We start from the raw sequence: 25429 nt of genomic DNA on the forward strand, positions 1-25429 counted from the left end.
GAGCGAACCCCCCGCACCCGCACCTCGTAGCACCCACCGGATGAAGGGTCAGACCGTCATGCCAGAAACCAGCCGCAGAGGGCTGCTGTTCGGAACCGCCGCCGTCTCCGCGGGCGCGCTCCTCACCGCCTGTACCAGCAACGAGCCCAAGAAGACGGAGCCCGCCGGCAACAGCGCCCCCGCCGACGACAAGCCGGGCAAGGCGGTCACCATCGGCTTCGCCGGACCGCAGGCCGACCACGGCTGGCTCAACGCGATCAACGTGAACGCCAAGTCCCGGGCGGAGACGTACTCCGACGTCACCCTGGAGATCACCGAGGGCTCCAACGACACCGCCGCCCAGATCGGCCAGGTCAAGACCCTCATCAACAAGAAGGTCGACGTCCTCGTCGTCCTCCCCGCCGACGGCAAGGCGCTCACCCAGGTCGGCCTGGAAGCGATGAAGGCGGGCATCCCGGTCGTCAACCTGGACCGCATCTTCGCCTCCCCGCAGGCCTACCGCTGCTGGGTCGGCGGCGACAACTACGGCATGGGCCTCAACGCCGGGCACTACATCGGCGAGCAGCTCAAGGACAAGCCGAACGCCAAGGTCGTCGAGCTCGCCGGGATCGACAACCTGGAGCTGACCAAGCAGCGCAGCCAGGGCTTCGCCGACGCCCTCAAGAACTACTCCAACATCAAGCTGGTGGCCCGTCAGGCGGCCGACTTCACCGTCGAGTCGGGCCAGGCCAAGATGGCCCAACTCCTCCAGGCGCAGAAGCAGTTCGACGCCCTGTGGAACCACGACGACGACCAGGGCGTCGGAGCGCTCCGCGCCATCCAGCAGGCGGGCCGCGACGAGTTCATCATGGTCGGCGGCGCCGGCGCCAAGTCCGCGATGGACGCCATCAAGGCCGACAACTCGGTCATCAAGGCGACCGTCCTCTACCCGCCGACCATGGCCGCGTCCGCGATCGACCTGGCGCGGGCGCTCGGCCAGAGCAAGGGCGTCAGCGGCCTCTCCGAGATGGAGATCCCGACCTCCCTGACCCTGTACTCCGCGGTCGTGACGAAGGACAACATCGACCAGTACCTGCCGACGGGCTTCAACTGACCGGGACTCCGGGGGATGCGGAGAGCGCATCCCCCGGCCCGTTACCGCACACCGATGAGGAGGAAGTCCGCATGGCCCGTAGTCAAGAGACGGAAACGCAAGCCCCAGCACCGTCGCCGCAGCAGGCGTCACCGGGAACGCTCGGGGTCGGCATGGTCGGATACGCGTTCATGGGCGCCGCCCACTCCCAGGGGTGGCGCACCGCCGGACACGTCTTCGACCTGCCCCTGCGGCCCGCTCTCGCCGCGATCTGCGGACGCGACCGTGCGGCGGTCGACGCCGCCGCCGCCCGGCACGGCTGGGCCGCGGCGGAGACCGACTGGCGGGCCCTGATCGCCCGGGACGACGTCCAGCTGATCGACATCTGCACCCCGGGCGACAGCCACGCGGAGATCGCCATCGCCGCCCTGGAGGCGGGCAAGCACGTGCTGTGCGAGAAGCCGCTCGCCAACAACGTCGCCGAGGCCGAGGCGATGGTCCGCGCCGCCGAAGCGGCCGCCGCCCGCGGGCAGACGGCCATCGTGGGCTTCAACTACCGCAAGGTGCCCGCGATCTCCTACGCCCGTCGGCTCATCGCGGACGGCCGGCTCGGCCCGCTGCGCCATGTGCGGACCACCTATCTCCAGGACTGGCTGGTGGACCCCGCGTCCCCGCTCACCTGGCGGCTCAAGCGCGAACACGCCGGCTCCGGCGCGCTCGGCGACCTCGGCGCGCACATCGTCGACCTCGCCCAGTTCCTGTCGGGCGAGCTGATCACCGGGGTGTCCGCCGTCTCGGAGACCTTCGTACGGGAGAGGCCCCTGTTCTCCGGGGCTTCGGCCGGGCTTTCCGGCAGCGCCGACACGGTGGAGCGGGGCGAGGTGACCGTGGACGACGCGGCGATCTTCACCGGCCGCCTCGCCTCCGGCGCACTGGCCTCCTTCGAGGCCACCCGGATGGCGGCGGGGCGCAAGAACGCTCTGCGCCTGGAGATCAACGGGGAGTTGGGCTCGCTCGCCTTCGACCTGGAGCGGCTCAACGAACTGTCCTTCCACGACCACACCGAACTCGCCGCCACCGCGGGCTTCCGGCGCATCCTCGTCACCGAACCCGAGCACCCCTACCTGGAGGCCTGGTGGCCGCCGGGCCACGCCCTCGGCTACGAGCACACCTTCGTCCACCAGGCCCGCGACGTGGTCCACACGATCGCCGAAGGCATCGCGCCCCGGCCCTCGTTCGCGGACGGGCTCCAGGTGCAGCGGGTGCTCGCCGCCGTCGAGGAGAGCGCCGCGAAGAACTCCGTCCACACTCCGGTCCCCGCCTAGGAGGTCGCCGCCCATGCCCCGCCCCTTCACCCTCTTCACCGGCCAGTGGGCCGACCTCCCGCTGGAGGAGGTCTGCCGCCACGCCCGCGACTTCGGCTACGACGGACTGGAACTCGCCTGCTGGGGCGACCACTTCGAGGTCGACAAGGCGCTCGCCGACCCCGGCTACCTGGACAGCAGGCACCAACTGCTCGACAAGTACGGGCTGAAGTGCTTCGCGATCTCCAACCACCTGGTCGGCCAGGCGGTCTGCGACAACCCGATCGACGAACGCCACCAGGGCATCGTGCCCGCCCGCATCTGGGGCGACGGCGAGCCCGAAGGCGTACGGCAGCGGGCCGCCGCGGAGATCGCGGACACCGCCCGGGCCGCCGCCGCCTTCGGCGTCGACACGGTCATCGGCTTCACCGGCTCCTCGATCTGGCACCTCGTCGCGATGTTCCCGCCCGTTCCGCCGCACATGATCGAGCGGGGCTACGAGGACTTCGCCGAGCGCTGGAACCCGATCCTGGACGTCTTCGACGCCGAGGGGGTGCGCTTCGCCCACGAGGTGCACCCGAGCGAGATCGCCTACGACTACTGGACCACCAAGCGCGCCCTCGAAGCGGTGGACCACCGGCCCGCGTTCGGGCTGAACTTCGACCCGAGCCACTTCGTCTGGCAGGACCTCGACCCGGTCGGCTTCCTGTACGACTTCCGCGACCGGATCTACCACGTGGACTGCAAGGAGGCCCGCAAGCGCCTCGACGGCCGCAACGGCCGCCTCGGCTCGCATCTGCCCTGGGGCGACCCCCGGCGCGGCTGGGACTTCGTCTCCGCCGGCCACGGCGACGTGCCCTGGGAGGACGTCTTCCGGATGCTCCGGTCCATCGGCTACGAGGGCCCGGTCTCCGTGGAGTGGGAGGACGCCGGCATGGACCGGCTGCACGGCGCTCCGGAAGCGCTTGCCAGCCTCAAGCGGTTCGACTTCGACCCGCCGTCGGCCTCCTTCGACGCGGCCTTCGGCGGCGGCGAGTAGCACGCTCTGCCGGGCCCCGGGGGCATGATCCGTACATCGGGCCCCAGCCCCCGGGGCTGCCTCGCCCTGCCCGGAAATCGCTTTGTCCTGGCGGAAGCAGAAGTTCGACTTACCTGTTGCACAAGGGCTTTCCGTCGAGGACGAACAGGTCTACCGTCCACCACGTGTACACGACATGACTCGCGTCACCGGGGTCGCTCCCGACCCCGGTGACGCACGCGCGGCAGTCCCCGCGCGGCACGGCACGGCTACACCCGCCCGTACAACCGGCACTCTCCGGAGGACCAACGTGCACAGAACCAGAAAGCGGCTCCTGGCCCGGACCCGCGTCCGTAAAACGCTCGCGCTGTTCACCGGCGGGCTTCTCGCCGCCGCGACCCTGACCCTCGGCTCCGCTCCCGGCGCCACCGCCCACCCGGGTCACCCGGGCCACGACGAGCCCGTGGCGGAGGACTTCCAGCAAGTCACCCTGGCCAAGGGCGCGGAGGAGACCGGCGAGCCCATGTCGCTCGCCGTCCTCCCCGACCGCAGCGTGCTGCACACCTCGCGCAGCGGCGAGCTGCGGATCACCGACAGCGCCGGCAACACCAGGATCTCCGGCACCCTCCCCGTGTACACGCACGACGAGGAAGGCCTCCAAGGCGTCGGCGTCGACCCGGACTTCGCCGAGAACCGGGCGATCTACCTCTTCTACGCACCCCCGCTGGACACCCCCGCGGGCGACGCCCCGGAGACCGGCACCGCCGCCGACTTCGCGAAGTTCGAAGGTGTCAACCGGCTCTCCCGCTTCGTCCTCAACGAGGACGGCACGCTCGACAACGCCAGCGAGAAGAAGGTCCTGGACGTCGCCACCTCGCGCGGCACCTGCTGCCACGTCGGCGGTGACATCGACTTCGACGCCGAGGGCAACCTCTACCTCTCCACCGGCGACGACACCAACCCCTTCGCCTCCGACGGCTTCACGCCGATCGACGAACGCCCCGACCGAAACCCGGCGTTCGACGCCCGGCGCACCTCGGGCAACACCAACGACCTGCGCGGCAAGATCCTGCGCATCAAGGTCGCCGAGGACGGCTCGTACACCGTCCCCGAGGGCAACCTCTTCGAGCCCGGGACGGACAAGACCCGCCCCGAGATCTACGCGATGGGCTTCCGCAACCCCTTCCGCTTCTCCGTCGACCAGGCCACCGGCACCGTGTACGTAGGCGACTACGGCCCCGACGCGGGCGCGGCCGACCCCAAGCGCGGACCGGCCGGCAAGGTCGAGTTCGCCCGGGTGACGAAGGCCGCCAACTTCGGCTGGCCCTTCTGCGTCGGCGACAACGAGCCCTACATCGACTACGACTTCGCCACCAAGACCTCGGGCGCGGCCTTCGACTGCGCCGCCCCGAAGAACGAGTCGCCGCACAACACCGGACTCGTCGACCTGCCGCCGGCCGAGGCCGCGTGGATTCCGTACGACGGCGGTTCGCTGCCCGAGTTCGGCACCGGCTCCGAGTCCCCGATGGGCGGACCCGTCTACCGCTACGACGCGGACCTGGACTCCCCGGTGAAGTTCCCCGAGGCCTACGACGGCGACTTCTTCGCCGGTGAGTTCGGCCGCCAGTGGATCAAGCGTATCGAGCAGGACGCCGACGGCGGCGTCCAGTCCATCAACGACGTGCCGTGGTCCGGTACGCAGGTCATGGACATGGCCTTCGGCCCGGACGGGGCGCTGTACGTCCTGGACTACGGCCTCGCCTGGTTCGGCGGCGACGAGAACTCCGCGCTCTACCGCATCGAGAACGCCACCGGAGGCCGCTCGCCCATCGCCGAGGCCTCGGCGAACAAGACCTCGGGCACCGCACCGCTGAAGGTGAAGTTCTCCTCGGCCGGCACGGCGGACGGCGACGACGACCCGCTGACCTACTCCTGGGACTTCGGTGACGGCGGCACCTCCACCGCCGCCAACCCCACGTACACGTACAAGAAGAACGGAACCTACACCGCCACCCTCACCGCCGAGGACCCGACCGGCCGCACCGGCTCCGCCAGCGTCCACGTCACCGTCGGCAACACCGCCCCGACCGTGGAGCTGGTGCTCCCCGAGGACGGGCAGCTCTTCGAGTTCGGTGACTCCGTGCCGTTCAAGGTGAACGTCAGCGACCCGGAGGACGGCACCATCGACTGCACCAAGGTCGAGGTCAAGTTCACCCTGGGCCATGACAGCCACGGCCACGACATCACCACCGAGCACGGCTGCGAGGGCACCATCAAGACCGCCATGGAAGGCGGCCACGACCCCAACGCCAACATCTACGGCGGCATTTCGGCCTCGTACACCGACAACGGCGGTGGCGGCCAGGCCAAGCTGACCGGCAAGGACACCTCCCGGCTCCAGCCCAGGCACCGCCAGGCCGAGCACTTCGACGACTCCTCCGGCGTCACCACGCCGAGCAAGTCCAGCGCACACGGCGGAAAGACCGTCGGGGACATCCACAACGACGACTGGATCTCCTTCGACACCTACGTCCTCGGCAACACCACCAAGCTCACCGCCCGCATCTCCTCGGCCGGCTCCGGCGGCTTCCTCGAAGTGCGCACCGGATCGCCCACCGGCAAGATCCTCGGCTCGGGCCCGGTGCCGGTGACCGGCAGCTGGGACACCTTCCAGGACATCGACATCCCGCTGCGCGGAGCGCCCAAGAAGCAGACCGAACTCTTCCTCGTCTTCAAGGGCGGCGACGGAGCCCTCTACGACATCGACGACTTCGAACTGTCCAACACCCCGGTCGACAAGACCGCCAAGCGCGTCCTGGTCTTCTCCAAGACCGCCGGCTTCCGCCACGACTCCATCCCGGACGGCATCGCCGCCCTGAAGGAGATTGGCAAGGACACCAACATCACGGTCGACTCCACCGAGTCCGCCGCCCAGTTCACCACCAGCAACCTGGCCCGCTACGACGCCGTCGCGTTCCTCTCCACCACCGGTGATGTCCTCAACGCCGAGCAGCAGAAGGCGTTCGAGAACTACGTGGCCACCGGCGGCGGTTACGTCGGCATCCACGCTGCCGCCGACACCGAGTACGACTGGGAGTTCTACGGCGGCCTCGTCGGCGCCTACTTCGACTCGCACCCGCAGATCCAGCCCGCCACCGTCCGCGTCGAGGACCACGACCATCCGGCCACCGCCCACCTGGACGAGGAGTGGGAGCGCACCGACGAGTGGTACAACTACCGCACCAACCCCCGGGACAAGGCCAAGGTGTTGGCCACCCTCGACGAGACCACCTACACCGGCGGCAACATGAAGGGCGATCACCCGATCTCCTGGTGCCAGACCTACGAGGGCGGCCGCTCCTTCTACACCGGCCTCGGCCACACCAAGGAGTCCTACGCCGAACCGGAGTTCCGCAGCCACGTACTGGGCGGCCTGCGCTACGCCACCGGTCAGGTCAAGGCCGACTGCAAGCCGGACAAGGACTACCGGCCCATCTTCAACGGCAAGACGCTGGAGGGATGGAAGCAGGCCGGCCCGGGGAAGTTCTCCGTCAGTGACGGCGCCCTGCACTCCGAGGGCGGCATGGGTCTGCTCACCTACCAGGCCAAGGAACTGAAGTCGTACTCGCTCAAGCTCGACTGGAAGATGGCCGGCGACGACAACTCCGGTGTCTTCGTGGGCTTCCCGGAGTCCGACGACCCCTGGTCGGCGGTCAACAACGGGTACGAGATCCAGATCGACGCCACGGACGCCGCCGACCGCACCACCGGCGCCGTCTACACCTTCAAGTCCGCCAACATCAAGGCCCGTGACCGCGTCCTGCGGCCCCCGGGACAGTGGAACAGCTACGAGATCAAGGTCCAGGGCGAACGTCTGCAGATCTTCCTCAACGGAGCGAAGATCAACGACTTCACCAACACCGACCCGGCCCGCAGCCTGAAGGACGGCTACATCGGCCTCCAGAACCACGGAGCCGACGACCAGGTGTCCTTCCGCAACATCCAACTGAAGGAGCTGCCCTCGAAGTAGGGCGGCCGCCTCTGCCGACGACGGGCGGGGGAAGCACTCACACCTTCCCCCGCCCGTCGTCCACCACCCCCGACATCCCCCCAGGGAGGCAGCCCGTGACCGCACACGCCGATCGTGAAGGCCGAACCGACGCCCCAGGCCGCATCGACGCCCCGAGCCACTCGGAGGCCCCCGGCGCCACGGGTGCCACGGGCCGTACGGAGATCGCGGGCCTGGCCGGCGCCGCGGACCGTTCGGAGGTCGCGGGCCGTACCGGCGTCTGGTTCATCGGAGCGCGCGGCTCCGTGGCGACCACCGCCACCGCGGGCTGCGCCGCCATCGCCGCGGGCCTGCACCCGCCGACCGGCATGGTCACCGAGACGCCTCCCTTCGCCGACAGCGGTCTGCCCGCCCTGACCGACCTGGTCTTCGGCGGCCACGACACCCTCGACTGCCCGCTGTCCAAGCGGGCCGAGGCGCTGGCCGACGGCGGAGTGCTGCCGCACGGACTTCCCTCCGCCGTACGCGCCGAACTCGACGCCGCCGACGCCGAGATCCGCCCCGGCGGACCGCTCCCCGGCGACACCCGCAGCGACCAGGAACTCATCGCCGCGTTCGCCGCCGACCTCACCGACTTCGCCCACCGCCACGACCTGGCCCGCACCGTCGTCGTCAACGTCGCCTCCACCGAACCAGCGCCCGGCCCCGACGACACCCGGCTGCCCGCCAGCTCGCTCTACGCGGCCGCCGCCCTGCGCGCGGGCTGTGCCTACGCCAACTTCACCCCCTCCACCGGACTGCGCACCCCCGCGCTCACCGACACCGTCGCCTCCAGCGGACTTCCCCACGCCGGACGCGACGGCAAGACCGGCCAGACGCTGCTCCGTTCCGTGCTCGCCCCGATGTTCCTCCAGCGCGCCCTCGCCGTACGGGCGTGGTCCGGATCGAACCTGCTGGGCGGCGGGGACGGGGCGGCGCTGGCCGATCCGGCGGCCGCCGCCGCGAAGAACGCCGGCAAGGAACGCGTCCTGGCCGACACCTTCGGCACCGCCCCCGAGGGCGAGGTGCACATCGACGACGTGCCCGCGATGGGCGACTGGAAGACCGCCTGGGACCACATCGCCTTCGACGGCTTCCTCGGCTCCCGCATGATCCTCCAGACCATCTGGCAGGGCTGCGACTCGGCCCTCGCGGCCCCGCTGGTCCTGGACCTGGCACGGCTGCTCGCCCGCGCCCACGAGGCCGGGATCAGCGGCCCGCTGCCGGAGCTGGGCTTCTACTTCAAGGACCCGGACGGCGGCACCTCGGCGGCGCTCGCCGAGCAGTACGCCACTTTGCTCTCCTTCGCCGAGCGGCTGCGGGCCCAGGCGTGAGGCGGCGAAGGCGAGCCGTCCAGACCGCGCTGGTGGCGGCCCTGTCGGTGCTCCCGACCGGGCGGCGGAACGGTTTTGCACACGGCGGCCCGTCCGCCGTGACCGATGACAGCCTGTCCGGTGCGGGTGGGACTGCGCCCGCACCGGACAGGCCCGGACCGCCCCCCACGGGCCGGAACGGAGAACAGGGCGCTGACGCCCCGGACGCTAGCCGGTCGCACGCGGCTTCCGGACGGGACACCGAGCAGAGCGCCGACCGGGCCTCGGACCGGGCTACCGGCCCGGGCGCCGACCGGGGCACGCCCCGGGCACGTCTGCGGGCCTGGGCGGAACTGCTCCGCGTCTCCGCCCTGTTCTCCGTGCCCGGGGACGCGCTGGCGGGCGCGGCGGCGGTGGGCCGCCGGCCCGGCCGGGGCACCGCACTGGCGATCGGTGCGTCGCTGTGCCTGTACGAGGCCGGGATGGCCCTCAACGACTGGGCCGACCGCGACGAGGACGCCGTGGACCGCCCGCACCGCCCGATCCCCTCGGGCCACATCAGCCCGGCGGCGGCCCTGGGCGCGGCCGGGGTACTGACCGCGACGGGCCTCGCCCTGGCGGCCCGGGCCGGCCGCCCCGCGCTGACCGTGGCCACGGGCCTGGCCGCCACGGTCTGGGCCTACGACCTCCACCTGAAGCACACGAAGGCGGGCCCGGCGGCGATGGCCGCGGCCCGCTCGCTGGACCTGCTGCTGGGCGCGACGGCGACGGCCACGGCGACGGGCGTGCGCCGCGCACCTGGCCGGAGCCGTTCACGCGACAACGTTGCCGGGACGTCGGCGGCCGCGCCGACGCCAGGCGCGCTGACGGCATCCCTGCCCGCGCTGCCCGCAGCCCTGGTGCTCGGGGCGCACACCTACGGCGTCACCGCCGTATCGCGCCACGAGGCACAGGGCGGCTCCACCGGAACACCGCTCGCGGTGCTGGCCACGACGACGGCACTCGCGGCAGCGGTGCTGAGAGCGCCCCGTGGACGGGCCCCGGACAGCCCCGGTGCGACCACGGACCACGGCGGGGCAGGGCTGCGGGACGCGAGCCGCACCGGGCGGGCCGCCGTCGGCCCGAGGCCTCAGGGCGCGGGCCTCCCCGGGTGGTCCGCCGTCCTCGGCGCGAGCCCGCAACCCGTGGGCTCCCTCGGGCAAGCCCTCCCCGGTTGGGCCACCGACCCCCTCCGGCTCCTGGTGATCGCGCTCACCGGCGCCTACCTCCGTACCGCCGGACCACCCCTCCTGCACGCAGCGCTGAACCCGTCACCGCCGCTCACCCAGCGGGCGGTCGGCGGGGGCATCCGGGCCATGATCCCGCTCCAGGCCGCGCTCGCCGCCCGCGCCGGGGCGCCCGTCACCGGACTCGCCGTCATGGGGCTCGTCCCCCTCGCCCGCAGCCTCTCCCGGAAGGTGAGCCTCACATGACCCTCCACCTCGGATACGGCACCAACGGGCTCACCGACCTCCGCCTCGACGACGCCCTCGGCCTGCTCGCCGACCTCGGCTACGAGGGCGTCGGCCTGACCCTCGACCACATGCACCTGGACCCCATGGCCCCGGACCTCGCCGAACGCACCCGCCAGGTCCGGCGCAGGCTCACCTCCCTCGGGCTCCGGGTCACCGTGGAGACCGGCGCCCGCTATGTCCTCGACCCGCGCCGCAAGCACGGCCCCTCCCTCCTCGACCCGGACCCCGACGCCCGCGCCGCCCGTACCGCGCTGCTCGTCCGCGCCGTCGACGTGGCCGCCGAACTCGGCGCGCACGCCGTCCACTGCTTCAGCGGCATCACCCCGCCCGGCACCTCGACGGACACCGCGTGGAAACGGCTCACCGAAGCGATCGCCCCGGTCCTGGAAGCCGCCGACCGGTCCGGCATCCCTCTCGCCATCGAGCCCGAACCCGGTCACCTCCTCGCCACCCTCGCCGACTTCCACCACCTGCGCGGCCTCCTCGGCGACCCGGGACCGCTCGGCCTCACCCTCGACATCGGCCACTGCCAGTGCCTGGAGGACGCCTCGCCGGTGGAGTGCATCAAGGACTCCGCCCCCTGGCTCCGGCACGTCCAGATCGAGGACATGCGGCGCGGAGTCCACGAGCACCTCCCGTTCGGCGACGGGGAGATCGACTTCCCGCCCGTGCTCGCCGCCCTGGCCGCCTCGGACTACCGCGGCCTCACCGTCGTCGAACTGCCCCGCCACTCCCACGCGGGCCCCGAACTGGCCCGCGCGTCCATCGACTTCCTGCACGACGCCATGACTCGCGGTACCGCGACCAAGGGAGGCGCCCCGTGCTGAAGTCCCGCAAAGAACTGGACGCCGAACTCGGCGGGGCCGCCCGTGCCTGGCTGGACGAGGCCCTCGCCGAGGCAGCCCACGACGCGGCCCGTGCGGCAGCCACCCCCGACGCCCCCCGCCCGGAGGCAAGCCCCTACGCCTCTCCACCGTGGGAGCTGCGCTACGCCGCCGCAGGCCGGCACTGCGGACCGGAACACGCCGACTCCGTACGCTCCCTCCTGCTCGTCGAGGCCCGCGCCCCACTGCCCTCCGTCACCCGGCTCTACGAACAGGGCACCGCCGCCGAACGCCGCGCCGTCCTCCTCACCCTGCACCGGCTGGACCTCGGCGACACCGCCCTCCCGCTCGTCGAGGACGCCCTGCGCGCCAACGACACCCGGCTGGTCGCCGCCGCCGTCGGCCCCTACGCCGCCGACCACCTCGACGCCCACGCCTGGCGGCACGCCGTACTGAAGTGCCTGTTCACCGAGGTGCCGGTCGCGGCCGTCGCCCGGCTCGCCGACCGGGCCGAGGGCGACGCCGAACTCGCCCGCATGCTCGGCGACTTCGCCGCCGAACGCACCGCGGCCGGCCGCGCCGTCCCCGAAGACCTGCGCACGGTCCTCGCGCTCACCGCCCCGGCCGACGAGCGGAACCAGCCCGCCCCACCGGCAGCCGCTCCCGCAGCCCCCGCCCCCACGGAGGAGTCCTGATGCGCATCTTCGACCCCCACATCCACATGACCTCCCGCACCACCGACGACTATCAGGCGATGTACGACGCGGGCGTCCGCGCGCTCGTCGAGCCCTCCTTCTGGCTCGGCCAGCCCCGCACCTCGCCCGCCAGCTTCTTCGACTACTTCGACGCACTCCTCGGCTGGGAGCCCTTCCGCGCCTCGCAGTACGGCATCGCGCACCACTGCACGCTCGCCCTCAACCCCAAGGAGGCGAACGACCCCCGCTGCACCCCCGTCCTGGACGCGCTGCCCCGCTATCTCGTCAAGGACTCCGTCGTCGCCGTCGGCGAGATCGGCTACGACTCGATGACCCCGGCCGAGGACCACGCGCTGGCCGCCCAACTCCAGCTCGCCGCCGACCACGGGCTGCCCGCCCTCGTCCACACCCCGCACCGCGACAAGCTCGCCGGTCTGCACCGCACCATCGACGTCATCCGCGAATCGAACCTCCCCCCGGAGTTCGTCCTGCTCGACCACCTCAATGAGACAACCGTAAAGGCCGCCACTGACAGCGGCTGCTGGGCCGGGTTCTCCATCTACCCGGACACCAAGATGGACGAGGACCGGATGGTCACCATCCTCCAGAACCACGGCACCGAGAAGATCCTCGTCAACTCGGCCGCCGACTGGGGAAAGAGCGACCCCCTCAAGACCCGCAAGGTCGCCGACGCCATGCTGAAGGCCGGCTTCACCGAGGACGACGTCGACCAGGTCCTGTGGCGCAACCCCGTCGCCTTCTACGGCCAGAGCGGCCGCCTCCAGCTGGACGTCCCGGCCCCCGATCCACTCCACGAGGGCAACTCCATCCTGCGCGGCGGGGAGTGAGGCGGCCATGCGCTTCCGCCACCCGGACGGCTCCACCGTCCACCTCGCCTACTGCACCAACGTCCACCCCGCCGAAACCCTGGACGGCGTCCGCGCCCAGCTCCGCGACCACTGCGAACCCGTCCGCCGCCGGCTCGGCCGGGACCGGCTCGGCATCGGCCTCTGGCTCGCCCGCGACGCCGCCCGCACCCTGATCAACGACCCCGCCGAACTCCGCGCCCTGCGCGCCGAACTCGACAGCCGCGGCCTCGAAGTGGTCACCCTCAACGGCTTCCCGTACGAGGGGTTCGGCGCCGACGAGGTCAAATACCGGGTCTACCGGCCGGACTGGACCGAACCCGACCGCCTCGCCCACACCACCGACCTCGCCCGCCTCCTGGCCGCCCTGCTCCCGGACGACGTCACCGAGGGCACCATCTCCACCCTGCCGCTCGCCTGGCGCACCCCCTACGACGGCGACCCCGAGGCCGCCCGCACCGCACGCGCCGCCCTCACCACGCTCGCCCAGCGCCTCGACGCCCTGGCCGAACTGACCGGCAAGTCCATCCGCATCGGCCTCGAACCGGAACCGGGCTGCACGGTGGAGACCACCGCCGACGCCATCGCCCCGCTCACCGACGTCGGCCACGACCGCATCGGCATCTGCGTCGACACCTGCCACCTCGCCACCTCCTTCGAGGACCCCGGCACCGCACTCGACGCCCTGACCGCCGCCGGCGTCCGCGTCGTCAAGTCCCAGCTCTCCGCCGCCCTGCACGCCGAGCACCCGCACCTGCCCGAGGTCCGCACCGCGCTCGCGGAATTCGCCGAACCACGCTTCCTGCACCAGACCCGCACCAGCACCGCCGCCGGGCTGCGTGGCACCGATGACCTCGACGAGGCCGTCACCGGTCGGGCGCTCCCCGACTCCACCCCCTGGCGCGCCCACTTCCACGTACCCCTGCACGCACCCCCGGCGCCCCCGCTGACCTCGACCCTGCCCGTCCTGCGCGACACGCTCGCCCGGCTCGTCGGCGGACCCGCGCCCCTGACCCGGCACCTGGAGGTCGAGACGTACACCTGGCAGGCGCTGCCCGCCGAACTGCGGCCCCGCACCCGCACCCAGCTCGCCGACGGCATCGCCGCCGAACTCACCCTCGCCCGCGACCTCCTGGTCGACCTCGGCCTCAAGGAACTGCCATGAGCACGCCCGAACCCGGCACGGAAACCGCACAGGAGACCGGCGGCCCCACCCCGCTCCTCGTCCTCGACGTCGTCGGCCTCACCCCCCAGCTGCTGGCCCATATGCCGAACCTCCGGGCCCTGGGGGAGCAGGGCGCCCAGGCACCGCTCTCCACCGTGCTGCCCGCCGTCACCTGCGCCGCCCAGTCGACCTTCCTCACCGGCACCATGCCCGCCGAACACGGCATCGTCGCCAACGGCTGGTACTTCCGCGAGCTCGGCGACGTCCTGCTCTGGCGCCAGCACAACGGGCTCGTCGAGGGCGACAAACTCTGGGACGCGGCCCGCCGCGCCCACCCCGGCTACACCGTCGCCAACATCTGCTGGTGGTACGCGATGGGCGCCGACACCGACTGGACGGTCACCCCACGCCCCGTCTACTACGCCGACGGCCGCAAGGAACCCGACTGCTACACCAGGCCCCCCGCCCTGCACGACGAACTGACCGACAAACTCGGCACCTTCCCCCTCTTCCACTTCTGGGGCCCCGGCGCCGACCTGGTCTCCTCCCAGTGGATCATCGACGCCACCCGGCACATCATCGCCACCCGCACCCCCGACCTCGCCCTCTGCTACCTGCCCCACCTGGACTACGACCTCCAGCGCTACGGCCCCGACGACCCCCGCTCCCACCAGGCCGCCACCGACCTCGACCGGGCCATGGCCCCGCTGCTGGCCGACGCCCGCGCCGAGGGACGTACCGTCGTCGCGCTCTCCGAATACGGCATCACCCGCGTCGACCGGCCGATCGACATCAACCGCGCCCTGCGCCGGGCGGGCCTGCTGGAGGTCCACACCCAGGACGGCATGGAATACCTGGACCCGATGGCCTCACGCGCCTTCGCCGTCGCCGACCACCAGCTCGCCCACATCTACGTACGCCGTCCCGAGGACCTGGAGGCGACCCGGGCGGCCCTCGCGGACCTGCCCGGCATCGAGCAGCTCCTCGACGACGAGGGCAAGAAGGCGCACCACCTGGACCACCCCCGCTCCGGCGAACTGGTCGCCGTCGCGGAGAAGGACGCCTGGTTCACCTACTACTACTGGCTCGACGACGCACACGCCCCCGACTTCGCCCAGCTCGTCGAGATCCACCGCAAGCCCGGCTACGACCCCGTCGAGCTCTTCATGGACCCCCAGGACCCCTACGTCCGGGTCAAGGCCGTCTCGGCGGTCGCCCGCAAGAAGCTCGGCCTGCGCTACCGCATGGCGGTCGTCCCCCTGGACCCCTCACCTATTCGAGGCAGCCACGGCCGCCTCCCCGAGAGCGACGACGAAGGTCCGCTCATCCTCTGCTCCACCCCCCACGCGTTCACCGAACGGGTCAGGGCCACCGAAGTGAAGTCCCTGCTCCTCCAGCTTGCCGGACTGCACTGACAATCCCCGTCACGCACCCGGCACCGCACCACTCACCCCGCAACCCACCCCGTCAGGTCACCAAGGGAGTCACGCGAACATGAGCCGCACCTCCAAGGACACCGAACTCGCCCGCAGACTGAGCCGCCGCAACATCCTCGGTGTCGCCGCCGGAGCCACCGCCGCCACGATCATCGGCACGGCGAGCGCCCAGGCCGACAGCCGCGACCGCGGCCAGGGACACGGCAAGGGCCACGGCCACGGACATGACCACGGCCACGGGCACGGCCACGGCAAGGGCAAGCCCGTCCTGCCGCCCGGCCGCCTCGGCATCCAGCTCTACAGCCTCCGCGACCAGGTCTCCACCCTGGGCTTCGCCCCCGTCTTCGCCGAACTGGAGAAGTACGGCTACGACGAGATCGAGTTCGCCGGCTACACCCAGGGCTCGGCCGGCGCCATCACGCTCGCCCAGCTCAAGCGGCTGGCCCGCGACCACGGCCTCAACCCGATCGGCAGCCACGTCGGCTACTACGACGACAACAACCCCGGCGCCTACACCTTCGCCCAGAACCTGGAGAAGGTCCTGGACGATGCCCAGGCGCTCGGCCTCAAGCACATCGGCACGGCCTCGGGCCCGTTCCGCTACGGCGACACGGTGGACGGCTGGAAGCGGGCGGCCGAGGACTTCAACACCTACGGGGCGGCCGCCCGTAAGCGCGGCATGAAGTTCTACCAGCACAACCACGCCGAGGAATTCTCCTTCGCGACCGACAAGCCGCGCGTCCGCCTCTACGACGTGCTGCTCGAAGAGACCGACCCGGACCTCGTCTACCTGGAGATGGACATCTACTGGGCGTTCTGCGCCCAGTTCCGCTTCAGCAAGCGCGCGGACGGCAGCCCGGCCCCGCTCGATCCGCTGAAGTACGTCCTGAAGCACCCGAACCGCTATCCGCTGTTCCACGTCAAGGACGGCGTCCGCGACGAGACGACGCGTGACGGCTACCGCATGTCGGACGTCGGCGACGGGGACATCGACTACAAGACGTTCCTGTCCAAGGTCACGCACCGGACCCATCAGGGCCGGACCTACCACCACTGGCAGACCGAGCACGACAACCCGGTCGAGTCGCTCGCCTTCGCCCGCAAGTCGAGCGAGCACCTGCACTCCCTGCGCGAGGGCCGCTGCGGCGACTGACGCGTGGGCCGCTGCGGCGACCGAGGTACGCGGCCGGGCCCGCCGGAATCACTCCGGCGGGCCCGGCCGCCGCCCTGCTCACCGCGCCACCGCCCCTACCCGATGCCCTGCCGGTCCGGAAGCAGCGCGAACTCCCGGTCGGCGGCCACCGGAACGTTCCGCTCCACCGTCTGCACCAGCAGCTCACGATGTCTGACCAGTGACTTCTTCCGGTCCTCAGGGGCGAGCAGCAGCAGGTCGTCGAGGCCGGCCATGAGCCGGCGCGTCACCTGGGGGCTCCCGGCGACGCACCAGCGGATCTCCTCGAAGGCGAGGTCGACCAGGTCGTCCCACCCCGGACCGTCCTGCACGAGACGCACCCGCCCGGCCCGGTCCCGGTGGTGGACGGTGCCGAGCGGCAGATGCGCCACGGCCGCGAGGAACTGCACGATCCGGTCCAGGCACTGCACGGCGGTGGTCGGATCGTTCACGGACGTCGACAGGGCCCGCAGCGCGATGTCCGTGAGCTGACGCAGCCCGAACGCCAGATCCTGGTGCAGGGTGCGCTCCACCGAGACAGACACCGAGTACCGGAGCCGGCGCCGGGGCGGCACAGTCCCGCCGTGGACGGCGAGCACCGGAGTCCCCGGCACCACGAAGTCGCCGATCCGCGGGATGAGCCGCAGCACGACGTCCTGCCGTCGCGCGGCCCGGACCAGCCGCGCGGTGTTCACGTCCCGCAGCACCCCGGCCCGGCCCTCGTGCGTCACCCGCGCGGTCTCCGGCCCAGGATCGTCCTCGCCGCGCGGCCCCCTCGGCATCCTGCCCAGCACCCGGAACGAGTCGCGCGCGATCTTGTCGACGACCGGCCCCACCTGCATCAGCCGCAGCGTCGCGCTCACGTAGACGACGAAGAGCAGGAGGCTCAGCCCGAGCAGCACCAGGATGAGCAGGCTCTGCACCAACGGGACCGAGACCACCAGGCGCGGGTCGGTCTCGCTCTCGTAGGAGGAGAGGACGAGCAGCGAGAAGAGGAACGTCGCCAGGAACACCGTCAGCGTGAGCTTGCTGATCCGGCTCCGGACGAAGATCCGCACCACCCGGGGCGTCAGCTGGCCGCTGGCCATCTGCACCGCGACCAGCGAGATGCTGAACACGACGCCGATGAAGGTCATCATCGCGGAGCTGATCGTGGTGACGATCGTCTTCGCGTCCTGGGAGAACGCGATGAGCTGACCGAGCTCGTCGTACGCCTCCTCCCGCCGGAACAGCGTGACGATCGCGTCGTCCAGCTCGGTGGCGATCAACCACAGGACGAACACGCAGACGAACCCCATGGTCGGGGCGAACCAGAACGTGTCACGCAGATGCTCGCGCAGCGGGGACAGCGGACGGGGCCGGCGGTAGCCGCGATCACTCATGGACGCGAAGGTAGCCCCGGGAGCTCCACGGACCGGGGAGGCCGAGGTCGCATCGGCACGCCGCACCGCACTGACCACCAGATATGCACCGGATACGCAGGTGAAACGTGCTCCGAACCCCTGGTATTGTTTTCCATGTCGCCGCGGGGAACACACCGCGAACGACAGACACCTTGTCCGGGTGGCGGAATGGCAGACGCGCTAGCTTGAGGTGCTAGTGCCCTTTATCGGGCGTGGGGGTTCAAGTCCCCCCTCGGACACCAACAAGACCCCACTTCACGTGGGGTCTTTTGCTTTGCCGGGCGGGCCGGCGGCGTGGGCCGGGGCAGGGCGCGCGGCGGAATCGGTCACCCGACGGAGAACCACGCGGTCACCGCCAGGACCAAGGGGACCGGGCAGGCCAGAGCTCCCAGCAGGAGGCTGCGTCCGTCACCGGACATGCGCCGCACCGCCGGTGCCCGGCAGACCGCGACGAGCATGCCCGCGCCGGCGCACAGGACCGCGGCGCAGCACAGCAGGAAGCCGCCGACCGGCGCGCCCGCCGCCGCGCTCCACAGCGCTGTCATCCCGATCAGGAAGCACAGCCAGGAGGCCGAGATCGAGGTGAGCAGCCACAGCACCGCGGACAGCAGCACCACGCCGGGGCGCCGAGGCGGAGGGGCGATCCGGGTCGGTCGGTAGAGGGCGTCGTACGCGCGGGGGTTCATGCCCCGATCCTCGCCGGGCGCCCGCCTTCCGGGCCTGAGGCGTATGACTCAACCGGGCGCGACTCCGTACTCACTCAGGCGAGGACGCCACTCGCGCGACGGCACGCGCGGGGCGGCGCGATCCGCCTGGCCCGCGCCCCCACCCCCTCCCATCACGATCAGGTCTCGGACGCGGAGCAGGGTCTTGCTTTCAGTCATGTAATCGATTCCAATCATCCGTGTAATCGATTCCAAGGGTGTCGTGCCGCCGGTTTCACCGGTTCATCACCGATCGTCCTGAGGTTTCGAGGTGTACGGAAACCACAAGGAGGTGGTCCGGACATGGCGGGCATCAAGGATGTCGCGGCCGAGGCGGGTGTGTCCGTCGCGACGGTCTCGCGCGTGCTGAACAGCCATCCGTCCGTCAGCGAAGAGGCGCGTACCCGCGTCCTCGCCGCCGTCGAGGCGCTCGGCTACCGGCCCAACGCGGTGGCCCGCTCGCTGCGCACGGCCCAGACCCGCACCCTCGGCCTGGTCATCAGCGATGTGCTCAACCCGTACTTCACCGAGCTGGCCCGCTTCGTCGAGGAGGAGGCCCGCGCGCTCGGCTACAGCGTCATCATCGGCAACGCCGACGAGCGGCCCGAGCTCCAGGACCACCACATCCGCACGCTCATCGACCGCAGGATCGACGGGCTTCTCGTGTCGCCCGCCGACGGTGGTTCCCCGGTGCTGCGGGAGGTCTCGCTGAGCGGTACGCCGATGGTCTTCGTGGACCGTTGGATCCCCGGCGTCGACGTTCCCGTCGTCCGGGCCGACGGTACGGGCGCGGTCAAGGACCTCGTCGCGCATCTGCACGGACTCGGTCACCGCAGGCTCGCCATTATCGCCGGGCCCGCTGCCACCACCACCGGCAACGAGCGCGTCGAGGCCTTCCGGGACGCGATGCGGGAGCTCGGGCTCGCCCTGCCCGACGCCTATATCGGGCAGGGCGACTTCCAGGCCGCCAGCGGCCGCCGGGCCACCGAGAGGTTTCTGGCGCTGGCCGAACCGCCCGAGGTCGTGTTCGCGGCCGACAACCTGATGGCGCTCGGCGCGCTGGACGCCATCAGGGCCGGGGGCCTGCGCGTCCCCGACGACATCGCGCTCGCCGCCTTCGACGACATCCCGTGGTTCGTCCACACCGATCCGCCGATCACCGCCATCGCCCAGCCGACCGCGGACCTGGCACGGGCCGCCGTGCGCGCGCTGGCCGACCTGATCGAAGGACGGACCCCGCAGTCCGTCACCCTGCCCGCCCGCCTCGTCGCACGCCGCTCGTGCGGCGGGTCCGCAACGAACCAGAGGAGCGACCGGTGACCGCACCGGAAAAGCAACGGGTGACCGCACCGGACGAGTTGCTGCGCATCGAAGGTCTGCGCAAGACCTTCCCCGGCGTGGTGGCGCTCGACAACGTCGACTTCGACCTCCGCAGAGGCGAGGTCCATGTCCTGCTCGGCGAGAACGGCGCGGGCAAGAGCACCCTCATCAAGATGCTCTCCGGCGCCTACCGTCCCGACCGCGGTCGCATCCTGGCCGAGGGCCGCGAGGTCCGCATCGAGGGCGCGCAGGACGCCGAACGGCTCGGGATCGCCACCATCTACCAGGAGTTCAACCTCGTACCCGACCTCACGGTCGCCGAGAACATCTTCCTGGGCCGCCAGCCGCGCCGCTTCGGGCTCGTCGACCACCGACGGATGCGCCAGGACACGGAGACGCTGCTGCGCCGGGTGGGCGTCGACGTACGCCCGGACGCCAAGGTCCGTGAACTGGGCATCGCCCGGCTCCAGATGGTGGAGATCGCCAAGGCGCTCAGCCTTGAGGCCCGCGTCCTGATCATGGACGAGCCGACCGCCGTGCTCACCTCCGAGGAGGTCGACAAGCTCTTCGCGATCGTGCGCCAACTCCGCGAGGACGGCGTCGGGATCGTCTTCATCACCCACCATCTCGAAGAGATCGCCGCACTCGGCGACCGCGTCACCGTCCTCCGCGACGGCCGCAGCATCGACCAGGTCCCGGCGTCGACCCCCGAGGACGAACTCGTCCAGCTCATGGTCGGCCGCAGCATCGAGCAGCAGTACCCGCGCGAACGCCCCGACGCGGGTGCGGCGTTGCTGTCCGTGCGCGGACTCACCCGCGACGGCGTCTTCCACGACATCAGCTTCGACGTGCACGCCGGTGAGGTCGTCGGCCTCGCCGGACTCGTCGGCGCCGGGCGTACGGAGGTGGCGCGCGCGGTCTTCGGCGCCGACCCGTACGACGCCGGCACCGTCGACGTACGCGGAGAGCGCCTCGCCCGGCACGACGTCCCGGCGGCCATGGGCGCCGGGATAGGCCTCGTGCCGGAGGACCGCAAGGGCCAGGGCCTGGTCCTCGACGCCTCCGTGCAGGAGAACCTGGGCCTGGTCACCCTGCGTTCCGCGACCCGCTCCGGGCTCGTGGACCTCAAGGGGCAGCGCACGGCCGCCGCCCGCATCGCGAAGCAGCTCGGCGTCCGCATGTCCGGCCTCGGCCAGCACGTCCGCACCCTCTCCGGCGGCAACCAGCAGAAGGTCGTCATCGGCAAGTGGCTGCTGGCCGACACCCGGGTGCTCATCCTCGACGAACCCACCCGGGGCATCGACGTCGGCGCCAAGGTCGAGATCTACCAGCTCATCAACGAGCTGACCGCCTCCGGGCACGCCGTCCTGATGATCTCCAGCGATCTGCCGGAGGTCCTCGGCATGAGCGACCGGGTGCTGGTCATGGCCCAGGGCCGGATCGCCGGGGAACTCTCCGCCGAAGAAGCCACCCAGGACGCGGTGATGGCCCTCGCGGTCTCCATCGCGGCGCCCCACGAACACCCCGCACCGAAGAACGAAGAGGAGGGCCCCCGTGGCCACTGAGACACTCAAGAGTGACACGGGCGCAGGGGGCACCTCCGTGATACGCCGCGTCCTGCTCGACAACGGCGCGCTGAGCGCCCTGGTCGTCCTGGTGGTGGCGATGTCGCTGCTCTCCGGCGACTTCCTGACCACCCAGAACCTGCTGAACGTCGGCGTCCAGGCCGCTGTCACCGCCATCCTCGCGTTCGGCGTCACCTTCGTCATCGTCTCGGCGGGCATCGACCTGTCCGTCGGTTCGGTGGCGGCCCTGTCCGCGACGGTCCTCGCCTGGTCGGCGACGTCTGCGGGTGTGCCCGTCGTCCTCGCGGTCGTGCTCGCGATCGTCACCGGCATCGCCTGCGGCTTCGTGAACGGAGCCCTCGTCTCGTACGGCAAACTCCCGCCGTTCATCGCGACGTTGGCGATGCTCTCCATCGCCCGGGGCCTTTCCCTCGTGATCTCGCAGGGCAGCCCGATCGCCTTCCCCGAGTCCGTCTCGCGGCTCGGCGACACGCTCGGCGGCTGGCTCCCCGTACCGGTCCTCGTGATGATCGCGATGGGCCTGATCACCGCGCTCATCCTGGGCCGTACGTTCATCGGCCGCTCGATGTACGCGATCGGCGGCAACGAGGAGGCGGCCCGGCTCTCCGGACTCCGCGTCAAGCGCCAGAAGATCGTCATCTACGCCCTGTCCGGCCTCTTCGCCGCCGTCGCGGGCATCGTCCTGGCCTCGCGCCTCGTCTCCGCGCAGCCGCAGGCCGCCCAGGGGTACGAACTCGACGCCATCGCCGCCGTCGTCATCGGCGGCGCCAGCCTGGCCGGTGGCGTCGGCAAGGCGTCCGGCACCCTGATCGGCGCGCTCATCCTCGCCGTCCTCCGTAACGGCCTCAACCTGCTGTCCGTGTCGGCGTTCTGGCAGCAGGTCGTCATCGGCGTCGTCATCGCACTCGCCGTACTGCTGGACACGCTGCGCCGCAAGGCCGGTTCGGGAGCGGCCTCCTCGGCGGGCGCCGCGCCCGGCGCACCCGGGTCCGGTCGCAGGAACGCGCTCAAACTGGGCGGGGCGGCGCTCTGTGTGGCCGTCGTCGTCGGCGCGGTCTCCTTCTTCAACTCCGGTTCCTCCGGCGGCACGACGAAGGTCGGCATGTCCCTCTCCACACTCAACAACCCCTTCTTCGTGCAGATGAAGGACGGCGCACAGGCCGAGGCGAAGAAGGCGGGCGTCGACCTCACCGTCACCGACGCTCAGAACGACGCCTCCCAGCAGGCCAACCAGCTCCAGAATTTCACCAGTTCGGGAGTCTCGTCCATCATCGTCAACCCGGTGGACTCCGACGCCGTGGGCCCGGGTGTCCGCAGCGCCAACAAGGCCGGCATCCCCGTGATCGCCGCCGACCGGGGCGTCAACAAGGCGGACACCGCCACGCTCGTCGCCTCCGACAACGTGGCGGGCGGCAAGCTCGCCGCCGACGCGCTGGCCGACAAGCTCGGGGGTAAGGGCAGCATCGTCATCCTCCAGGGCACGGCGGGCACTTCGGCCAGCCGCGAGCGCGGAGCGGGCTTCGCCGAGGGGCTCAAGGCGTACCCGGACATCAAGGTGGTCGCCAAGCAGCCCGCGGACTTCGACCGCACCAAGGGCCTGGACGTCATGACCAACCTGGTCCAGTCCCACCCGGGCATCACCGGCGTCTTCGCCGAGAACGACGAGATGGCGCTCGGCGCGGTCAAGGCGCTCGGCGGCAAGGCCGGAAAGTCCGTCTCGGTCGTCGGCTTCGACGGCACCCCGGACGGCCTGAAGGCGGTCGAGGCCGGCACGCTCTACGCGTCGGTGGCCCAACAGCCCGCCGAACTGGGCAAGATCGCGGTGCAGAACGCCGTGAAGGCCGCGAAGGACGAGAAGGTCGAGAGCACGGTGAAGGTGCCGGTCAAGGTCGTCACCCGCGAGAATGTCGCCGACTTCTCCTGAACCGGGCCGCGTACCGGTTCTCCTGAACCCGCCCCGCGAACCGGCCTGTTGATTCCGGCGATCCCGGACCGACGAAAGCAGGAAGCACGCACATGCACGACAACGACCCCGACGACCGGTACGACCTGCTGGTCGTCGGGTCGGCCAACGCCGACCTGGTGATCGGCGTCGAGCGCCGCCCCGCGCCCGGCGAGACGGTCCTCGGCTCCGACCTGGCCGTCCACCCCGGCGGCAAGGGCGCCAACCAGTCGCTGGCCGCCGCCCGCCTCGGCGCCAGGACGGCCCTGCTCGCCCGGGTCGGCGACGACGACCACGGACGGCTGCTGCTGGAGACCCAGCGCGCGGCCGGCGTGGACACGGACGGCGTCCTGGTGGGCGGGGCCCCCACGGGCGTCGCGCTGATCACCGTCGACCCCTCGGGCGACAACAGCATCGTGGTCTCGCCCGGCGCCAACGGACGCCTCACGCCCGAGGACGTCCGGGCGGCGGCCCCGCTGCTGGCTGCCGCCCGGGTCATCTCCGTACAGCTGGAGATCCCGTTGGACACGGTGGCCGAGACGGTACGCGGCCGGGGGCCGGACACCCGCCTCGTCCTCAACCCGTCCCCGCCCGCCCCGCTCCCCGAGGAGGTGCTCGCCGCCTGCGATCCGCTGGTGGTCAACGAGCACGAGGCGCGGTACATCCTGGGCGAGGACGCGGGGGAGACGCCGCACGACTGGGTTCCGGCGCTCCTCGCGCTGGGCCCGCGCTCGGTCGTGGTCACCCTGGGCGCGGCCGGCGCCCTGGTGGCCGACAGCCGTACGGACTCCCTGGACCATCTGGTCAGCCCGAAGGTCGAGGCCGTCGACACGACCGGCGCCGGGGACGCGTTCACGGCGGCCCTCGCCTGGCGGCTGGGCCGTGGCGACGACCTGCGGGAGGCGGCGGCCTTCGCGGTGCGGGTGGGCGCGGCGGCGGTCACGGCACGGGGGGCGCAGGAGTCGTTCCCGACGCTGGAGGAGGTCGACGCGCTGTGAAGAAGTCGGGCATCCTCAACCGCCACCTGGCCGGCGCGATCGCAGAACTCGGCCACGGCGACACCGTCCTGGTCTGCGACGCCGGTATGCCGATCCCACCGGGCCCCCGCGTCGTCGACCTGGCCTTCCGCGCCGGGACCCCGTCGTTCGCCGAGGTACTGGACGGCCTGCTCGACGAACTGGTCGTGGAAGGAGCGACGGCCGCCGAGGAGATCCGCGAGGCCAACCCGGAGGCCGCAGCGCTCCTGGACGGCCACTTCCCCTGGCTGGAACTGGTCCCGCACGACGACCTCAAGGCGCTGACACCGGCCGCCCGCCTGGTCGTACGGACAGGGGAGGCCCGGCCGTACGCGAACGTGCTGCTGCGGTGCGGCGTCTTCTTCTGAGCGACTGACCCGACGCCGGTACGAGGGCGGGCCGCCCCCTACGCGGTACGTGGCCCGCCCTCCTCCCTCCGCCGTCCCTTCCCGGCCCCGCTCCACAGCCGTCCCGTCCCCGCTCAGTCGGCCACGGCGTAGTCGCCGAGCGAGGGCACGAGCAGATCGAGGGAGCGCTCCGCCTCCGCCGCCACGACCGCGGCCATCTCCGCGTCGGTCCGCCCGGCGAGCGTCAGATGTGCAAGGAGCTCCGTGCACATCGCCACCTCCACCGTCTCCCTCGACGTCGACGACGTAGCCGCCTCCAAGACGTTCTTCACCGAGCACCTCGGCTACCAGGAGGCGGCCGCCACCGAGGACTTCGCCTCGCTCGCCCGCGAGGACGCCGCCGTCGACATCGTCCTGCTGCGCCTAGGGCGTCGAGATCACCACGCCGCTGCGCGAAGAGCCGTGGGGCGAGCGGCTCTTCCAGGTCACCGACCCCCACGGCGTGATCGTCCAGTTCGTCGAATGGGTCACGCCCGCCGAGGGGTGACCCGACCCGTGCGAAGCGAAGTGCGCGGCAGGGTGGGGGAATTCGGGCCGCGGGAAAATTCCTGGCACATCCCATCGGGGCGAGCTACGCTTCCCGCGATGACTCACTCCATGAACAGATTGGGGGACCCGTCCGCGC

The 25429-nt window shown here is 71.4% G+C and carries 20 protein-coding genes, 1 tRNA gene and 1 pseudogene; 19 read left to right on the plus strand and 3 right to left on the minus strand.

Translation table 11 applies throughout. The features are described 5' to 3' along the window. Positions 1–58: 58 nt before the first annotated feature. The 12 genes from G3I54_RS34830 (at position 59) to G3I54_RS34885 (ending at position 16408) form a co-directional block, all read left to right on the plus strand. Complete coding sequence (locus G3I54_RS34830; protein WP_164620842.1) at positions 59–1093, plus strand: substrate-binding domain-containing protein; 1035 nt, start codon at positions 59–61, stop codon at positions 1091–1093. A 71-nt stretch (positions 1094–1164) separates the two neighbouring features. After that, positions 1165–2397 (plus strand): Gfo/Idh/MocA family oxidoreductase, encoded by a 1233-nt coding sequence (locus tag G3I54_RS34835; RefSeq protein ID WP_164620844.1) that lies wholly within the window; start codon positions 1165–1167, stop codon positions 2395–2397. 13 nt (positions 2398–2410) lie between these two features. Then, positions 2411–3415 (plus strand): sugar phosphate isomerase/epimerase family protein, encoded by a 1005-nt coding sequence (locus tag G3I54_RS34840; RefSeq protein ID WP_164620846.1) that lies wholly within the window; start codon positions 2411–2413, stop codon positions 3413–3415. Between the two features lie 289 nt (positions 3416–3704). Then, entirely contained in the window at positions 3705–7424 is a 3720-nt protein-coding gene (locus tag G3I54_RS34845) for a ThuA domain-containing protein (protein ID WP_164620848.1), read from the plus strand. Between the two features lie 95 nt (positions 7425–7519). Beyond that, positions 7520–8776: an inositol-3-phosphate synthase gene (locus tag G3I54_RS34850; protein WP_343240502.1), complete on the plus strand. Its 1257-nt coding sequence runs from the start codon at positions 7520–7522 to the stop codon at positions 8774–8776. Beyond that, a complete protein-coding gene (locus tag G3I54_RS34855) occupies positions 8773–10227 on the plus strand; it encodes an SCO3242 family prenyltransferase (RefSeq protein WP_343240503.1) in 1455 nt (484 codons plus the stop codon). The genes G3I54_RS34850 and G3I54_RS34855 overlap by 4 nt, the downstream gene beginning before the upstream one ends. Continuing rightward, the gene (locus G3I54_RS34860; protein ID WP_164620850.1) at positions 10224–11096 is read left to right on the plus strand and encodes a sugar phosphate isomerase/epimerase family protein; all 873 of its coding nucleotides are present in this window, start codon (positions 10224–10226) and stop codon (positions 11094–11096) included. The genes G3I54_RS34855 and G3I54_RS34860 overlap by 4 nt, the downstream gene beginning before the upstream one ends. Next, complete coding sequence (locus G3I54_RS34865; RefSeq protein ID WP_164620852.1) at positions 11090–11788, plus strand: EboA domain-containing protein; 699 nt, start codon at positions 11090–11092, stop codon at positions 11786–11788. Before G3I54_RS34860 ends, G3I54_RS34865 begins: the two co-directional genes overlap by 7 nt. Next, positions 11788–12636, plus strand: coding sequence for a TatD family hydrolase (locus tag G3I54_RS34870; RefSeq protein ID WP_137228871.1), 849 nt, complete (start codon positions 11788–11790; stop codon positions 12634–12636). Before G3I54_RS34865 ends, G3I54_RS34870 begins: the two co-directional genes overlap by 1 nt. 7 nt (positions 12637–12643) lie before the next feature. Then, positions 12644–13819 carry a metabolite traffic protein EboE gene (gene eboE, locus G3I54_RS34875; RefSeq protein WP_164620863.1) on the plus strand — a complete coding sequence of 392 codons (1176 nt, stop codon included), beginning with the start codon at positions 12644–12646 and terminating at the stop codon, positions 13817–13819. Then, entirely contained in the window at positions 13816–15234 is a 1419-nt protein-coding gene (locus G3I54_RS34880; RefSeq protein WP_164620866.1) for a nucleotide pyrophosphatase/phosphodiesterase family protein, read from the plus strand. The genes eboE and G3I54_RS34880 overlap by 4 nt, the downstream gene beginning before the upstream one ends. A gap of 79 nt (positions 15235–15313) precedes the next feature. Beyond that, complete coding sequence (locus G3I54_RS34885) at positions 15314–16408, plus strand: sugar phosphate isomerase/epimerase (RefSeq protein WP_030076100.1); 1095 nt, start codon at positions 15314–15316, stop codon at positions 16406–16408. Between the two features lie 95 nt (positions 16409–16503). On the opposite strand, the gene G3I54_RS34890 is transcribed toward G3I54_RS34885, so the two are convergent. After that, positions 16504–17808: a DUF2254 domain-containing protein gene (locus G3I54_RS34890; RefSeq protein WP_164620868.1), complete on the minus strand. Its 1305-nt coding sequence runs from the start codon at positions 17806–17808 to the stop codon at positions 16504–16506. A 175-nt stretch (positions 17809–17983) separates the two neighbouring features. On the opposite strand from G3I54_RS34890, the gene G3I54_RS34895 reads away from it, so the two are divergent. Continuing rightward, positions 17984–18071 (plus strand) — tRNA-Leu (locus tag G3I54_RS34895). Positions 18072–18155: 84 nt separating this feature from the next. Here G3I54_RS34895 and G3I54_RS34900 read toward each other — a convergent pair. After that, positions 18156–18515: a hypothetical protein gene (locus G3I54_RS34900; RefSeq protein ID WP_164620870.1), complete on the minus strand. Its 360-nt coding sequence runs from the start codon at positions 18513–18515 to the stop codon at positions 18156–18158. Between the two features lie 321 nt (positions 18516–18836). Between G3I54_RS34900 and G3I54_RS34905 the strand changes: the two genes are divergently transcribed. From G3I54_RS34905 to rbsD, 5 genes are all read left to right on the plus strand, one after another. Continuing rightward, positions 18837–19853, plus strand: coding sequence for a LacI family DNA-binding transcriptional regulator (locus tag G3I54_RS34905; protein WP_164620872.1), 1017 nt, complete (start codon positions 18837–18839; stop codon positions 19851–19853). After that, positions 19850–21418, plus strand: a complete 1569-nt coding sequence (locus G3I54_RS34910; protein ID WP_164620874.1) for a sugar ABC transporter ATP-binding protein — start codon at positions 19850–19852, stop codon at positions 21416–21418. Before G3I54_RS34905 ends, G3I54_RS34910 begins: the two co-directional genes overlap by 4 nt. Then, entirely contained in the window at positions 21408–23363 is a 1956-nt protein-coding gene (locus G3I54_RS34915) for a substrate-binding domain-containing protein (protein ID WP_164620877.1), read from the plus strand. The genes G3I54_RS34910 and G3I54_RS34915 overlap by 11 nt, the downstream gene beginning before the upstream one ends. A 92-nt stretch (positions 23364–23455) precedes the next feature. Further along, complete coding sequence (locus G3I54_RS34920) at positions 23456–24379, plus strand: ribokinase (RefSeq protein WP_164620879.1); 924 nt, start codon at positions 23456–23458, stop codon at positions 24377–24379. After that, positions 24376–24765: a D-ribose pyranase gene (rbsD, locus tag G3I54_RS34925; protein WP_164620887.1), complete on the plus strand. Its 390-nt coding sequence runs from the start codon at positions 24376–24378 to the stop codon at positions 24763–24765. Before G3I54_RS34920 ends, rbsD begins: the two co-directional genes overlap by 4 nt. Before the next feature lie 113 nt (positions 24766–24878). Here the strand turns inward: rbsD and G3I54_RS34930 are convergent, their stop codons facing one another. Then, a complete protein-coding gene (locus G3I54_RS34930; RefSeq protein ID WP_164620889.1) occupies positions 24879–25076 on the minus strand; it encodes a hypothetical protein in 198 nt (65 codons plus the stop codon). On the opposite strand from G3I54_RS34930, the pseudogene G3I54_RS39880 reads away from it, so the two are divergent. Then, a pseudogene (locus G3I54_RS39880) lies at positions 25009–25291 on the plus strand (glyoxalase). The gene G3I54_RS34930 and the pseudogene G3I54_RS39880 overlap by 68 nt on opposite strands. Positions 25292–25429: the final 138 nt, after the last annotated feature.

Source organism: Streptomyces sp. SID14515 (assembly GCF_010548505.1).
GTDB classification, from domain to species: Bacteria; Actinomycetota; Actinomycetes; order Streptomycetales; family Streptomycetaceae; genus Streptomyces; species Streptomyces caviscabies.